This is a genomic window from Cellulophaga tyrosinoxydans (genome assembly GCF_900176415.1).
Taxonomy (GTDB): Bacteria; Bacteroidota; Bacteroidia; order Flavobacteriales; family Flavobacteriaceae; genus Cellulophaga; species Cellulophaga tyrosinoxydans.
This window is the reverse complement of sequence record NZ_FWXO01000001.1, coordinates 444,593-458,946: the sequence shown is the minus strand read 5'-3', so window position 1 is coordinate 458,946 and position 14,354 is coordinate 444,593. Positions and strand designations below refer to the sequence as shown.

General features: G+C 34.8%; 12 protein-coding genes. 3 read left to right on the top strand and 9 right to left on the bottom strand.

Features of this window, described 5'->3' with window-relative positions; genetic code table 11:
* Positions 1 to 8: 8 nt before the first annotated feature.
* The 4 genes from B8963_RS02095 to B8963_RS02080 all read right to left on the bottom strand — a co-directional run bounded on the left by B8963_RS02095 (position 9) and on the right by B8963_RS02080 (position 5,139).
* Entirely contained in the window at positions 9 to 185 is a 177-nt protein-coding gene (locus tag B8963_RS02095) for a cytochrome C oxidase subunit IV (RefSeq protein WP_084059750.1), read from the bottom strand.
* Positions 186 to 261: 76 nt separating this feature from the next.
* Positions 262 to 2,463, bottom strand: coding sequence for a cytochrome-c oxidase, cbb3-type subunit I (ccoN, locus tag B8963_RS02090; protein WP_084059749.1), 2,202 nt, complete (start codon positions 2,461 to 2,463; stop codon positions 262 to 264).
* Positions 2,464 to 2,465: 2 nt separating this feature from the next.
* Complete coding sequence (gene ccoS / locus B8963_RS02085; RefSeq protein ID WP_084059748.1) at positions 2,466 to 2,669, bottom strand: cbb3-type cytochrome oxidase assembly protein CcoS; 204 nt, start codon at positions 2,667 to 2,669, stop codon at positions 2,466 to 2,468.
* A gap of 73 nt (positions 2,670 to 2,742) precedes the next feature.
* Positions 2,743 to 5,139, bottom strand: a complete 2,397-nt coding sequence (locus tag B8963_RS02080; protein WP_084059747.1) for a heavy metal translocating P-type ATPase — start codon at positions 5,137 to 5,139, stop codon at positions 2,743 to 2,745.
* A gap of 119 nt (positions 5,140 to 5,258) precedes the next feature.
* On the opposite strand from B8963_RS02080, the gene B8963_RS02075 reads away from it, so the two are divergent.
* Positions 5,259 to 5,957 carry a Crp/Fnr family transcriptional regulator gene (locus B8963_RS02075; protein WP_200810812.1) on the top strand — a complete coding sequence of 233 codons (699 nt, stop codon included), beginning with the start codon at positions 5,259 to 5,261 and terminating at the stop codon, positions 5,955 to 5,957.
* A 107-nt stretch (positions 5,958 to 6,064) separates the two neighbouring features.
* Complete coding sequence (locus tag B8963_RS02070) at positions 6,065 to 6,967, top strand: universal stress protein (protein ID WP_084059746.1); 903 nt, start codon at positions 6,065 to 6,067, stop codon at positions 6,965 to 6,967.
* Positions 6,968 to 6,969: 2 nt separating this feature from the next.
* Here B8963_RS02070 and B8963_RS02065 read toward each other — a convergent pair whose 3' ends face one another.
* Both B8963_RS02065 and B8963_RS02060 read right to left on the bottom strand, forming a co-directional pair.
* Positions 6,970 to 8,181, bottom strand: a complete 1,212-nt coding sequence (locus B8963_RS02065; RefSeq protein ID WP_084059745.1) for a hypothetical protein — start codon at positions 8,179 to 8,181, stop codon at positions 6,970 to 6,972.
* Positions 8,182 to 8,576: 395 nt separating this feature from the next.
* Entirely contained in the window at positions 8,577 to 8,810 is a 234-nt protein-coding gene (locus B8963_RS02060) for a hypothetical protein (RefSeq protein ID WP_084059744.1), read from the bottom strand.
* A gap of 162 nt (positions 8,811 to 8,972) precedes the next feature.
* Between B8963_RS02060 and B8963_RS02055 the strand changes: the two genes are divergently transcribed.
* Positions 8,973 to 10,130 (top strand): homogentisate 1,2-dioxygenase, encoded by a 1,158-nt coding sequence (locus B8963_RS02055; protein WP_084059743.1) that lies wholly within the window; start codon positions 8,973 to 8,975, stop codon positions 10,128 to 10,130.
* A 2-nt stretch (positions 10,131 to 10,132) separates the two neighbouring features.
* Here the strand turns inward: B8963_RS02055 and hutG are convergent, their stop codons facing one another.
* The 3 genes from hutG to hutI are packed head-to-tail and all read right to left on the bottom strand — an operon-like array spanning position 10,133 to position 14,352.
* On the bottom strand, positions 10,133 to 11,089 hold the full coding sequence (gene hutG / locus B8963_RS02050) for a formimidoylglutamase (protein ID WP_317043673.1): 957 nt from the start codon (positions 11,087 to 11,089) through the stop codon (positions 10,133 to 10,135).
* Positions 11,073 to 13,091 (bottom strand): urocanate hydratase, encoded by a 2,019-nt coding sequence (locus tag B8963_RS02045; RefSeq protein WP_084059742.1) that lies wholly within the window; start codon positions 13,089 to 13,091, stop codon positions 11,073 to 11,075. Before B8963_RS02045 ends, hutG begins: the two co-directional genes overlap by 17 nt.
* A gap of 1 nt (position 13,092) precedes the next feature.
* The gene (gene hutI / locus B8963_RS02040) at positions 13,093 to 14,352 is read right to left on the bottom strand and encodes an imidazolonepropionase (protein ID WP_084060689.1); all 1,260 of its coding nucleotides are present in this window, start codon (positions 14,350 to 14,352) and stop codon (positions 13,093 to 13,095) included.
* Positions 14,353 to 14,354 lie beyond the last annotated feature (2 nt).

Below are 14,354 nucleotides of genomic sequence, written 5' to 3'. Positions count from 1 at the left end.
CGTAAGTTTTATTGGTTGTCTTTATCTATTGGCAATTCACTAACTTCTTTTATATACTCTTTTGATGCAGTAAAAACCCACCAGAATAAGATTACAAAGAAGACAAAGAATATTAATAATGATATCATTGGATAGGTAGCTACGCCATCTATAGTTTCCATATATCCTTTTACAAATTTTAGCATGATATTTAGATTTTTAATAGAAGCAACAAGAGCAATACATATTGAGGTTTTAACCCTTGTTGCTTTTCTTTATTAATTATTCGTTTTTAGAAACTACTTCACCAGTTTCTTTTATTTTAATGTCTGTTCCTAATCGTTGTAGATAAGCTATCATAGCAACAATTTCACGGTCCTTCATTTCGATAAATTCCTCACCATTGTCGGCAGCATATTTTTTATCCTCTTCATATCCTTTTGCAAAATCAGGATCAGCATATAAATTCTTTTCAATTTTACTTGCTTGAGCATTCATATTTGCCTCTGCATTTGCAATATCTTCTTCGGTGTATGGAACTCCAAGAGTTACCATAGCCTCCATTTTATTGGTAATGTTAGAACGGTCGTGTTTGTTTCTAACCAGCCAAGAATAAGATGGCATTATTGATCCTGAAGATGTACTCTGTGGATCATACATATGGTTTAAGTGCCAGTTATCAGAGTATTTACCGCCAACACGTAATAAATCTGGACCGGTACGTTTACTTCCCCATAAGAATGGATGATCGTAAACAAATTCTCCTGCCTTAGCATATTCACCATAACGTTCTACTTCGCTTCTAAATGGACGTACCATTTGTGAATGACAACCAACACAACCTTCACGAATGTATAAATCGCGTCCTTCTAATTCTAAAGGGGTATAAGGCTTAACACTTGTAATAGTTGGAATGTTAGATTTTACTAAAATAGTTGGTATAATTTGTACCATACCTCCAATTAAAATAGCAACTGTTGCTAAAATTGTTAATTGTACAGGTTTACGCTCTAACCAAGTATGGAAAGTTTCACCAGCTGTTCTTCTTTTAGAAACTTTAGATAAAGCAGCAGCTTCAGCCAATTCATCTTCTACTTTACTACCAGATTTTATGGTTATAACCACGTTATAAATCATAACACAAGCGCCAATAATATACATGGTTCCACCAATAGCACGCATCCAATACATTGGCATAATTTCAGTGACAGTTTCAAGGAAATTACCATATGCTAAAGTTCCATTTGGATTAAACTCTTTCCACATTAAGGCTTGTGTAAACCCTGCAACATACATAGGTAATGCATACAGTATAATACCTAGTGTACCAATCCAGAAATGGAAATTTGCTAATCCAACAGAGGCTAATCTTGTTTTGAACATTTTTGGAACCAACCAGTAAATCATACCGAAGGTTAAGAAACCGTTCCAGGCTAAAGCACCTACATGTACGTGGGCAATAATCCAATCGCTAAAGTGCGCTATAGCATTTACATTTTTTAGCGATAGCATTGGTCCTTCAAACGTTGCCATACCGTAGCCAGTAATTGCAACAACCATAAATTTTAAAGTTGGGTCGGTTCTAACTTTATCCCAAGCTCCTCTAAGTGTAAGTAAACCATTAATCATACCTCCCCAAGATGGCGCAATAAGCATTACAGAGAATGCTACACCTAAATTTTGTGCCCAATCTGGTAATGCTGAGTATAATAGGTGGTGCGGTCCTGCCCAGATATATATAAATATTAATGACCAGAAGTGTACTATGGAAAGTTTATAAGAATAAACAGGTCTGTTAGCCGCTTTAGGTACAAAGTAATACATTAAACCTAAAAATGGAGTAGTCAAGAAAAATGCCACCGCATTGTGTCCGTACCACCATTGTACTAAAGCATCTTGAACACCTGCGTAAACAGAATAACTTTTTAATCCGCTAACGGGTAATTCTAAACTATTAAAAATATGAAGCACGGCAACGGTTACGAAAGTTGCTAGATAAAACCAAATAGCAACATATAAATGGCGCTGTCTACGCTTAATCATAGTTCCAATTAAGTTCACGCCAAAAGCAACCCAAACTACTGCAATAGCAATATCTATTGGCCATTCTAATTCCGCATATTCTTTAGAAGTGCTATACCCAAGTGGTAGGGTTATAGCAGCGGCTACAATAATTAATTGCCAACCCCAGAAATTAAAATTACTTAGGAAATCATTGTACATACGCGCTTTTAGCAATCGTTGGGTGGAGTAATACACCCCTGCAAAAATGGCGTTACCTACAAAGGCAAAAATCACTGCATTTGTATGTAATGGTCTTAATCGTCCAAAACTTAACCACGATATTCCATCGGTTACATTTGGAAAAATAAACATAAAGGCTAGTAGTAGACCTACTGACATACCTACTATTCCCCAGAACATAGTGGCATAGAGGAATTTTTTAACGATCTTATTGTCGTAATAAAACTGCTGTACTTCCATAATTAATTGTTTAAACTTTTATTTAGTTGGATAGGTTCACTTTTTTTTTCAGGTGCTTTTTTAACCAATTCATCTTCAAAAAGCATACGCACAGAGGGTGTATACGAATCGTCATATTGACCACTTTTTACCGAAATGATAAAAGCGATAAAAAAAACAATTGCTACACAAATGCTTATTGCTAATAAAAGATAAATGACACTCATACCTACCTGAAATCGTTTGTAAAACTACATTGATGATAAAGTCTAAAAAATGACATTTATCAGGTTTTAGTTATTATTTTAATTTTTTTCCTAAAAGGTTCGTTGCAACCGTGGTGAATGCAACTACACTCACGGAGCTTAATGGCATTAAAATAGCAGCAATAACAGGCTCTAATTGACCTGTTACTGCAAAATAAAGTCCAACTACATTATACGCTAATGATAAAATAAAACTCCATTTAATAATCTTAATCGCCTTTTTTGATGCTACTATGTAACTGAATAACTCAGTAAATCTGGTTGCGTCTAAAATTCCATCGCAAGCAGGAGAAAATATATTTACATTCTCTGAAATAGCTATTCCTACATTGCTTTGTGCTAAGGCACCAGCATCATTTAAGCCATCACCCACCATCATTACTTTTTTGCCTTGCTCTTGTAATGATTTTATAAATTGGAGTTTATCGCTTGGCTTTTGATTAAAATAAAGTGGTGTAAGCTTTGGCAATAATTGCTCCAGGCGTTGTTTTTCTCCTTCATTGTCTCCTGAAAGTATAGCGAGTTGTATCGTTTTGGACATCGCATTAAATAGTTCTGAAATTCCTTCACGATATTCATTTTTAAAAACAAAACATCCTTTGTAAATTTCATTAGTACTGATATGTACAGCTGTACTTTCACTTGCTTCAGTCTGATTTTTACCAACAAAATTTGCAGAACCTACTTTTATGCGGCTATCCTTTAGTGTTCCTTCAATTCCTTTGCCAATATGCTCTTCAAATTCATCAAGGGTTTCAATATTTTGTTCAGAAAGTAAATCATATAAAATTCTGCTCAATGGGTGATTAGAGGCCCTAAGTGTATTCTTAAGTAAAGATTCTTCTTCTTCAGTTAATTGCATACCTTCATAAGTAGCAACACTCTTTTTTGATGTGGTAATTGTACCCGTTTTATCAAAAATTGCAGTATCAATTTGTGCAAGTTGTTCTATGGTTTGCGTGTCTTTTAGATAGAATTTTTTTCTACCAAAAATTCTAAGCATGTTACCTAAGGTAAATGGCGATGCTAAAGCAATGGCACATGGACAGGCTATAATAAGCACAGCAGTAAAAACATTGAGTGCTTTGCTACTATCAAAATAGATCCAAAAACCTGCGGAAAGAAAAGCAACACTCAATACAAAAATGGTAAAACGTTTGCCAATACTATCTGTTAAGGTTTGGAACTTACTTGATTTATCTTCTTGAAAAACAGCATTACTCCACAATTGCGTTAAATAACTTTGAGATACTGTCTTTAGGGCATCCATTTCTATTGCACCATTAAGCTGTTTGCCGCCAGCAAAGATTTTATCCCCAGAAGTTTTATAAACTGGCTCAGACTCTCCCGTGACAAAACTGTAATCTATTTTAGCATTTCCGTTAATTAAGATGCCATCAACGGGAATTAGTTCTTCATTGCGGATTAGTAATCTGTCACCTCTTTCTATAGTATAGATCTGAGTTGTCTCTTCTTTGCCATTTGATAAAATTCGAGTTACTGCAATGGGGAAATACGATTTATAATCCCGTTCGAATGATAAGAAAGAATAGGTTTTTTGTTGAAAAAATTTACCTAAAAGTAAAAAGAAAACTAAGCCTGTTAAGCTATCAAAAAAACCAGGCCCCCAATCAAAAATTATTTCTAAAGTACTACGTACAAATAGCACAAGAATACCCAAAGCAATGGGGACATCAATATTTAATATTTTAGAGCGTAAGCCTTTGAAAGCGGAAATAAAATAATCTTTACCTGCATAAAAAACTACAGGTAACGAAAAAGTAAACATAAGCCACCTAAATACTCCTTCGTATTCATTTAACCAATATTCACCACCATTGGTTTTGTTACTGGCAAGATCAAAATACTCGGGAAAAGACAAAAACATGACGTTTCCAAAAGCAAAACCTGCTATCCCTAATTTATATAGTAAACTGCGATTAACAGATTTCTTTTTTTGATCATAATCGTCTAAAGAAATATAAGGTTCGTAACCTATATGCGCTAAAAGTAGTACAATGTCTTTTAAAGAAGTTATATCAGAAGCATAAGTGATCCTAACGGTTTTTTTAGGAAAATCTACTTGAGAATTGCTAACTGCAGGGTTTATTTTATTTAAATTTTCTAAAACCCAGATACAAGAACTACAATGAATATGTGGAATGTAAAGATTCACAATTTGCATGGCACCATCATTAAATTCTGTTAGTTTTTCAACTATAGATTCAGATGCCAAAAAATCATATTTACCTTCTACTATTTTTGGAGTAGCACCAGCAGCAGATTGTATATCATAATAATACGATAAGTTATTCGTGGAAAAAATTTCATATACTGTTTTGCAGCCATTACAACAAAAGCTTTTGTCATCAAAATCTATTGGTGTATTGGCACAATCTTCACCACAATGATAGCAGTTAGTTGTACTCATAAACATTTGCTTTATACCTGATGCAAAGTTGTAAATACAGTAATTCTTAAAATATGATTTTTGTCATGTTTAAAAATTTTTGCAACTCCTAGTTTTGTATAGTCTTAAATTAAATACCAATGGATGATTATCAAGAAACAAGATGTGAACAATGTGTGATTCGTCAATTTAATTCTTTGCGTGCCATGAGTAAGGAAGAATTAAAAAAGGTTTCTGATACTAAAACAACTCAGTATTTTAAAAAAGGAGATGCAATTTTTACTGAAGGCGAAAAGCTTAATGGTGTTTTTTGTGTTCGCGATGGTATTTCTAAACTTTCTAAATTGAGTTCAAATGGTAAAGACCAAATTGTAAAATTAGCCACCAAAGGTCATTTACTAGGGCAGCGTTCTGTAATTTCAAATGAACCTGCTAATTTGAGTGCTATTGCCGTTAATGATATGCAGGTGTGTTTTATACCTAAAGAAGGTATTTTAAATACATTAAATTCAAATTCCAACTTTGCCGTTGAGGTTTTAAGGCATATGGCGCATGATTTAAAGGAGGCAGATGATGTAATAGTAAATATGTCGCAACAAACTGTAAAACAGCGGGTAGCAGAAGCATTTTTATATATGAAAAATAATTTTGGGGAGGATGATAAAGGATTTTTAAACTTAACCCTATCCCGTGAAGAAATTTCAAATGTGGTTGGTACAGCAACAGAGTCTTGTATTCGAATAATTTCAGAATTTAAAAAGGAAAATTGGATAAAAGCTTCAGGAAAAAAGCTCGCAATAATAAATGAAAAGGCACTAATAGATTTAGTGAATAGTTAAAGAAATAGTCAAATAATTCATTAATAAGCAGAATTCAAAACCTGACATTTATCATAGTAATTATAAAACGTTTCTTCTAGTTTTACTTTAAGTTTTAATACAAACCAATGAAAAATATTTTACTACCTACTGATTTTTCAAAAAATGCATGGAATGCTATAACCTACGCCATAGAGTTATATAAAAATGAACCATGCACGTTTTATTTGTTGAACACGTATACACCAAATATTGCTGCCAGTAGGTTCATGGCTACAGCAGTAACCTCAGAGAGCTTGGCGGTAGAAAGTTATTCTAAAGAAGGATTAAATGCAGTTTTAAATAACATTCAGAGCAAGTACAATAATAAATTACATAGTTTTAAAACAATTTCTTCCTTTAGCTTACTAGCCGATGAAGTGCGCGAATTGGTAAACGAATATAACATAGACATGGTTATAATGGGTACTAAAGGAGCATCAGGGGTGTCAGAAGTTTTTATGGGCAGCAATGCGGTACGCGTTATCAAGGCCGTTAAGAATTGTCCTGTTTTAGCTATTCCAGAAGATTTTACATTTGAAACACCAACGGAAATAGCTTTTGCAACCGATTTTAATAGATTCTATACGCAGTCCGAATTGCAGCCAATTATTAATTTAGTGAAAACATTCAATTCTGTTTTGCGAATAGTACATGTGCAGGATAAAATTAAGGCACTGACTGAATTGCAGCAGTTTAATCTAAACATGCTACGAAAGTATTTCTCCACTATTGAGCATTATATTCATACCGTTTCAGAGTTAAACTCAGTTTCTAAAACCTTGGAAGTTTTTGCAGATGAATTAGATATTCATTTGTTGGCCATGCTGAACTACCAACATAGCTATATGGAAAAAGTTACGCGTGAGCCAATTGTAAAACGACTCGTTTTTCACACACAAATACCACTACTCGTAATTCCGGAATTAGGGATGAGTAAATCATCAAAATCTAAAAAAGGTAATGTGGTAAATGATGCGTGTTTAGGATAAGCTTACTGTACCCAAAAACGGTCCGATACGGGCATATTTTTATTCTTTCCTATGGTAAATGGATTAAAATTTTGTTTTGCAAATAAATACCACACCGTAGATGATATTGCCGGTGTTACATCCGCATGATCCCAAAGCATTCCAGAACCAAAACTAGTCGCGTAGTTTGATGCATATGGTACGCCATTACTATTGCCATGTAAACTGCTGTTAATAAATGTTTTCTCAATTTGTGTAATGAGTTTTTGTGCTTGTGTAGCGCTTCCTGCAGATTTATAGGCCATTGCCATTTGAGCAGTACCTTCAAGCCAAACCACATCTTTATCCTCATCAAAACAATATCCTGTAATTTCTTCTGTGGTAACGGTTGCAATTTGTGTGTTTAAATAGCGAGAGGTATTGTCTAATATATCCTCGTCATAAGCTTCCAAAATTCCGTAGGCGAGGGAATGTAAATCTAAAGCATAAGTATACGTAGGGTTTTCGGGCCAAGCAACTAAAACATTTTCAGTTGCTTCCCAACGTTCGTTTTTTAAATATCTAAGTATGTTTTTATGAAAATCATCATAACCCTCAACGGCGTTAAATGCAGTAAGTATGCCTTCGGTAACTTTATGAATTGGTGTTCCATCTGCGTTTTTTCCACCCCATAAACCGCCATCGATGTCTTGTAATGAACGAATCCAATTGGTTAAATGATTTGCCATGGCTTGATACTTGTTGTTTTTTGCATAAAAATGATAATTATTTATAGCAATTAACAACCATGCATTATCTCCCAACCAGGTTCTATTGCCGTTTTCTCCTTCTTTATTTCTAAACTGATAATATCCTCCAGAACCGTTCAAAAGTTCAGTTTCCATTTTAGCATTAAAATAATCCAATGTCTTCTCAGCCTTGGTAAATTCACCCTCCGATGTAAAAAATAAAATGGATAACGCATTGTCATATAATGAAACAAAGTTAGATCGTTCTGTACTTTCTAATAACCCATTCTCTAATTGCATGGCGCCAATCCAATTTTGAGCGCCAAGGTTAATGTCGTTGTTTGTATCTGTTTCTGTTTCTGAGCTTGAATTAGAGTTCTGCTCAGTTTCAGGATCTAGAATGCTATTTGGATGGTTTATTTCGGCAATGGTTTCTATGGTATCAGTTTCACAACTGTACGTTAATATGGAAAGGATTAAGAAGCTACTTAGTTTTCTTAATTGCATAAAAATTTGGTTAGTTTGATGTTGCGAAAATAGGTTTTTATAATTTTTGAGTCTACTATAACTAGTTTAGGCGATGCTTTATATCGTTGAAGTAGGTGTGTTAGGTATTTTAACCTTTTTATTCGCCATTAATCTTAAAGCTGAAATTTATGAAATTACGCTACATAAGTATTTTAGTCATTGCAAAAGACTAAAAAAGCAAACATTTTCTATTTTATAGAAAAGCTTTTCTATATTTGCAATGTTGTGTTGTACTTCGAAAGAAGTGCAAGTTGTGGTGAAACATTTTTTATAAAAAATGTATAAACCGATGAAAGGCTTTCCTATTTTGGGAGGCTTTTTTTGTTTTCAGGCCTCATGAAAACTACAGGTTACTATACCATTAAGTTTATATTTTATCTATAATGTTCTTGTTCGCTAATAGGATGATCTTCGTAGAAATCTTTAAACGTTTTTGTGGTGGTATATTTGTCTTTTAGCACTTTATAAACCATAAATACCACTAAACCTTGACCTATAATTGTGACATAAAATACCCAGTTAAATGGAAAATTCATAGTAGCCATTATAGTAACAGATATAAGTACTAAGGTGGTTAAACCAACATAGAAATAAACAACATCTTTCATAATCTTTTTATTTAAAAGATAAGAAATATTCAGAATAATTCAAAACCACTAGCATAAGTGCTTTTGCAGCAAATCATTTTATAGTTCTATTGCAGGTTAAATGCACCTTTTTTGTTATAAAATAATTGTAATTTTATAGAGATTAATTATAGCAATTTTACCATGCCACTTTATCATAAATTAGGAAAAATACCTCAAAAACGTCATACTATATTTAAAAAGGAAGATGGAACATTACATTATGAGCAGCTTTTCGGAACTATAGGTTTTGATGGTATGTCTTCTTTAATGTATCATCTACATAGGCCTACACAAATTAAAAAAGTAGGGGAGTCTCTAGATTTGACGCCTAAAGCTGCCGTAGAACATAATATAAAATCCCGATTATTGAAAGGTTTTCAAGTAAAACCAGTTGATGATTTTTTGGAGAGTAGAGTTACAGTACTTTTTAATAATGATGTTCATATGGGTTTGGCAGCACCTAAAAAATCAATGACATCTTATTTTTATAAAAATACCGATGCTGATGAATTGTTGTTTATTCACAAAGGCACAGGAACCTTAAAAACCATGTTGGGAGAGATTCCGTTTGAGTATGGAGATTATTTGGTGATTCCGCGTGGAATGATTTATCAAATACATTTTGATACCGAAGTAAACCGACTTTTAATTACCGAAAGCTATCATCCAATATACACCCCAAAAAGATACCGCAATTGGTTTGGGCAACATTTAGAGCACTCACCATTTTGTGAGCGCGATTTTAAACTGCCAGAAAACTTACAAACTCATGATGAAAAAGGGGAGTTTTTAATGAAGCTTAAAAAGCAAGGACAATTACATCATTTAACTTATGCTACACACCCATTTGATATTGTAGGTTGGGATGGATATAATTTCCCTTACGGATTTTCTATTCATAATTTCGAGCCCATAACAGGGAGAGTGCATCAACCGCCACCAGTACACCAAACTTTTGAAACTAGTGCTTTTGTAGTATGTTCTTTTGTGCCGCGATTATATGATTACCATCCGCAATCCATTCCTGCACCTTATAACCATTCGAATATAGATTCTGATGAGGTGTTGTATTACGTAGATGGCGATTTTATGAGTAGAAAAAATGTAGAAGAAGGTTTTATTTCTTTACATCCAGCAGGTATTCCGCATGGGCCACACCCAGGAACTTATGAAGCAAGTATCGGAAAATCTAAAACCGAAGAATTAGCGGTTATGATTGATACGTTTAAACCACTAAAACTAACACAAGCAGCGTTAGATATTGACGATGGTAAATATTATAAATCTTGGTTAGAGTAGAGTTAAACCATATGCATTACAAAATGCACTAATGATGCAGCTAATTTAGCAGTTTGCCCATCAATATCATAGGTTGGATTCATTTCAGCAAGGTCTAGGCTAATTAGTTTTTTACTGTCGATGATCACTTTTAAACACTCTAAAACAATGTTGGGCGAAAAACCCATAGGTGATGGCGCGCTTACACCTGGGGCGTAGGCAGATGAAAATCCATCTAAATCTATAGTAGTATAAATGTAATCTACATCTTCAATAAACTGCATTAGTATTAGCTGAACATGTTCAAGGTAATGCATATTAAAATGCTCCGTTTCTAGGTATTTTACATTTAACGAATCTGCTGTTTCAAAAAGTACCTTGTCGTTGGCATCGTTCCGAATGCCTAAACATAAATAATTAAACGCTGCGTTTTCGGTTTCGCAATCTTGTGCTATTTGGTTGAAAGGAGTTCCAGAGTTATTACCCGAAGTATTCTGTCGTAAATCAAAATGAGCATCAAAATTAATAATGCCTATTTTCTTATTACCAAGATGCTTTTTAATGCCCTTAAAATGTCCGTAGGCAATATCATGACCACCTCCAATTACAATCGGAAAGGTATTTTGAGAGAGTAATAATTCAATGGTATTGGTTAGGTTTGTTTGCGTGGATTCTAAATCTGCATTGAGACATGTGATCGTTCCGCAGTCTAAAAATTGGGTGTCATTGGCTAAATGATTTGGGAATTTACCCAACGATTTTCGTATTGCATCTGGGCCATGTTCTGCGCCAATTCTACCTTGATTTCTTTTAACACCTTCGTCGCAAGCATACCCTAAAAGGGCAATAATTTTTAAATCTTTATTAAATTCGAATTCAACCAAAGAAACACACTGTACTTTTTCATGTAAATAAAGTTCCTGATCAGATTTTCTGCCTGTCCATAGGTCTTTTGCAGTAATTTTATAGTCCAACATCATCACTAAATAAGTTCACTAACATTTTATCATCAACTAAGTTAGGCAAAGTTATTTTTAATTCAGGATTTCTATCCATTTCTCGTTGAATAGCAAAAATCGCTTCTTTATTTCTAGCCCAACTTCTTCTTGATATGCCATTATTTACATCGTAAAAAAGCATGCTTTTGAGTCGTTTTGAAGCTTCTTTTGTACCGTCTAAGACCATTCCAAAACCGCCATTAATTACTTCTCCCCAACCTACACCACCACCATTATGGATAGAAACCCAAGTGGCGCCTCTAAAACTGTCTCCAATGACATTGTGGATGGCCATATCAGCAGTGAATTTACTACCATCATAGATGTTACTAGTTTCTCTAAACGGAGAATCAGTACCACTTACATCATGGTGATCTCTACCTAAAACCACTGGAGCAGAAATTTCTCCATTGGAAATTGCGGTATTAAATGCATCCGCAATTTTGGCTCTCCCTTCAGCATCGGCATATAAAATTCGAGCTTGAGACCCAACTACCAATTTGTTTTTCTCAGCCTCTTTTATCCAAGTAATGTTGTCTTGCATCTGCTGCTGAATTTCAGCCGGTGCGGTGCTCTTTATTTCTTCTAAAACACGTTGTGCTATGGCATCTGTTTTGTGTAAATCGGAGGGGTTGCCAGAAGTACAAACCCATCTAAACGGACCAAAACCATAATCAAAACACATAGGGCCAAGAATATCTTGAACATATGATGGATACCTAAAGTCGATACCATTTTTAGCCATTACCGCAGCTCCAGCTCTTGAAGCTTCCAATAAAAAAGCATTTCCATAGTCAAAAAAGTAAGTGCCTTTTTGGGTATGTTTGTTAATTGCAGCGATTTGTCTTCGTAAAGAAATCTGGACTTTCTCCTTAAATAATTCAGGATTAGCAACCATTAGTTCATTTGCCTCTTCAAACGATAAATCAACAGGATAATAACCGCCTGCCCAAGGGTTGTGTAATGATGTTTGGTCAGAACCCAGATGAATAAATAGGTCTTCATCGTAAAAACGCTCCCAAACATCAACAATATTACCAATAAAAGCGATGGATACGACTTCTTTTTCCGCTTGTGCTTTTTTAGTTCTAGTAACTAAATCATTTAAATTAGTTACCAATACATCTACCCAACCTTGTTCATGTCTTTTTATTGCAGCAGCAGCATTTACTTCGGCGCAAATGGTAATACAACCTGCAATATTTCCAGCTTTTGGTTGTGCACCACTCATACCACCTAATCCGGCAGTTAAGAATATTTTTCCTGATGGATTTTCGTCAGGTTTTAATACTTTTCTAAAGGCATTCTTTACCGTAATCGTGGTGCCATGAACAATGCCTTGTGGTCCAATATACATATAAGAGCCGGCAGTCATTTGTCCGTATTGTGTTACGCCTAAAGCGTTGTATTTTTCCCAATCATCAGGTTTGGAGTAATTCGGAATCATCATTCCGTTCGTCACTACAACTCGAGGCGCTTCAATGGATGACGGAAATAAGCCCATAGGATGACCAGAATACACATGAAGCGTTTGTTCATTATTCATGGTTGCCAAATACTGCATGGTTAAAAGATACTGTGCCCAATTCTGGAAAACAGCGCCATTACCACCATAGGTAATTAATTCCTCTGGATGTTGCGCAACTGCGGGATCTAAATTGTTCTGAATCATTAGCATGATACCTGCGGCCTGGATTGTTTGGTATGGATACTCATGTATGGGTCGCGCATACATTTGGTAATCAGGCTTAAATCGGTGCATGTATATTCTACCATAGGTAGTTAGTTCAAAAGCAAATTCTTGCGATAACTCAGCATGCCAATCTTTAGGGAAATAACGCAAAGCATTTTTAATGGCTAGTTTTTTTTCTTTTAAAGACAGAAGGTTTTTTCGTTTAGGAGCATGACTAATCGTGGTGGAATATTCTTTTTGAGAAGGCAATTTAGTTGGAATGCCTTGAAGTATTTGTTCTTTGAATGTCATGCTAATTTGTTTGATGTTTGTCGTATACTAGTGCGCCATTTTTAAAAACCATACAAGGTTTAAAAGCACCTTGATGGTATAGAATTTCGTTATAATTGTCGGTATGAAATAAGGCAAAATCAGCTAAAAGTCCTTCTTTTAATTGGCCTCTATCATTTAAATTTAAAGCGGCTGCAGCACGAAAGGTTATACCTGCCAGAACTTCGGCATTGGATAGCTTTTCAAAAGTTTGCAAAATAGCAGCCTGAGTAAGTAAATCGCCCATTGGCGCGGAACCCGGATTATGATCGCTAGCAATGGCTAAGGCACAACCTGCATCCAATAATTTACGAGCTGGAGTAAAATTGCAGCCCAACCCTAAGGATGCCCCGGGAAGCGCAGTTGCAATGACATTACTTTTAGCTAGTAATTCAATTTCATTTTTGGTTGATGCTTCCAAATGATCAGCACTTATAGCTTCAAATTCTACAGCTATAGCACTACCATCTGTTGAAAACTGATCTGCATGAACGGTAATATCAAAACCTATTTCTTTGGCTTTCTTAAAATAAGGTCTGATATCTTCTTTCGAAAAAGCACTTTCTTCAATAAAAGCATCCATGCGGTTAGTAAGTTTTTCTTCTTTTAAAATGGGAAAAAGAGTAGTGCTAATTTCGTTCAGATATTCAGCATTACTACCTGAAAAATCCTTAGGTTTCATATGCGCGGCTAAACAAGTCGGAATTAAATCTAAAGGAGTTTGAGAATTTGCATTTTTAATAGCACGAAGCATTTTTAATTCCTCTTCTACAGATAGCCCATAACCACTTTTTACTTCAATTGTGGTGACACCATTTTTAAGATGTTGCTTTGTTCTTTTAAGCGTTTTTTTTATTAATTCTTCCGAAGCAGCTTTTCGTGTTTGTGTTACGGTATCCCAAATACCACCACCAGCTTTTGCAATTTCTAAATAAGTTTTTCCAGCATTGCGCATGGCATAATCTTTAGCTCTTGTGCCACCAAAACATATATGTGTGTGCGAATCTATAAAGCCAGGTAAACAAACATGATTGCCTTGAAGTGCTATGACTTCAATTTCAGTTTGTTTAGCTTCAGAGAGCATCACAGTAAATAAGCCAATTTCTTTTATTTGTTCATTTTCTATAAGTATGCCTGCGTCTTCGATAATGGTTAATTGGTCGTCAGTAAGTGCGCCTTTTAATGGCAAATTTGCCATGGTAACTAATTGTTTAAACGGACCTATAAGTTTTAATGCTTTCATGT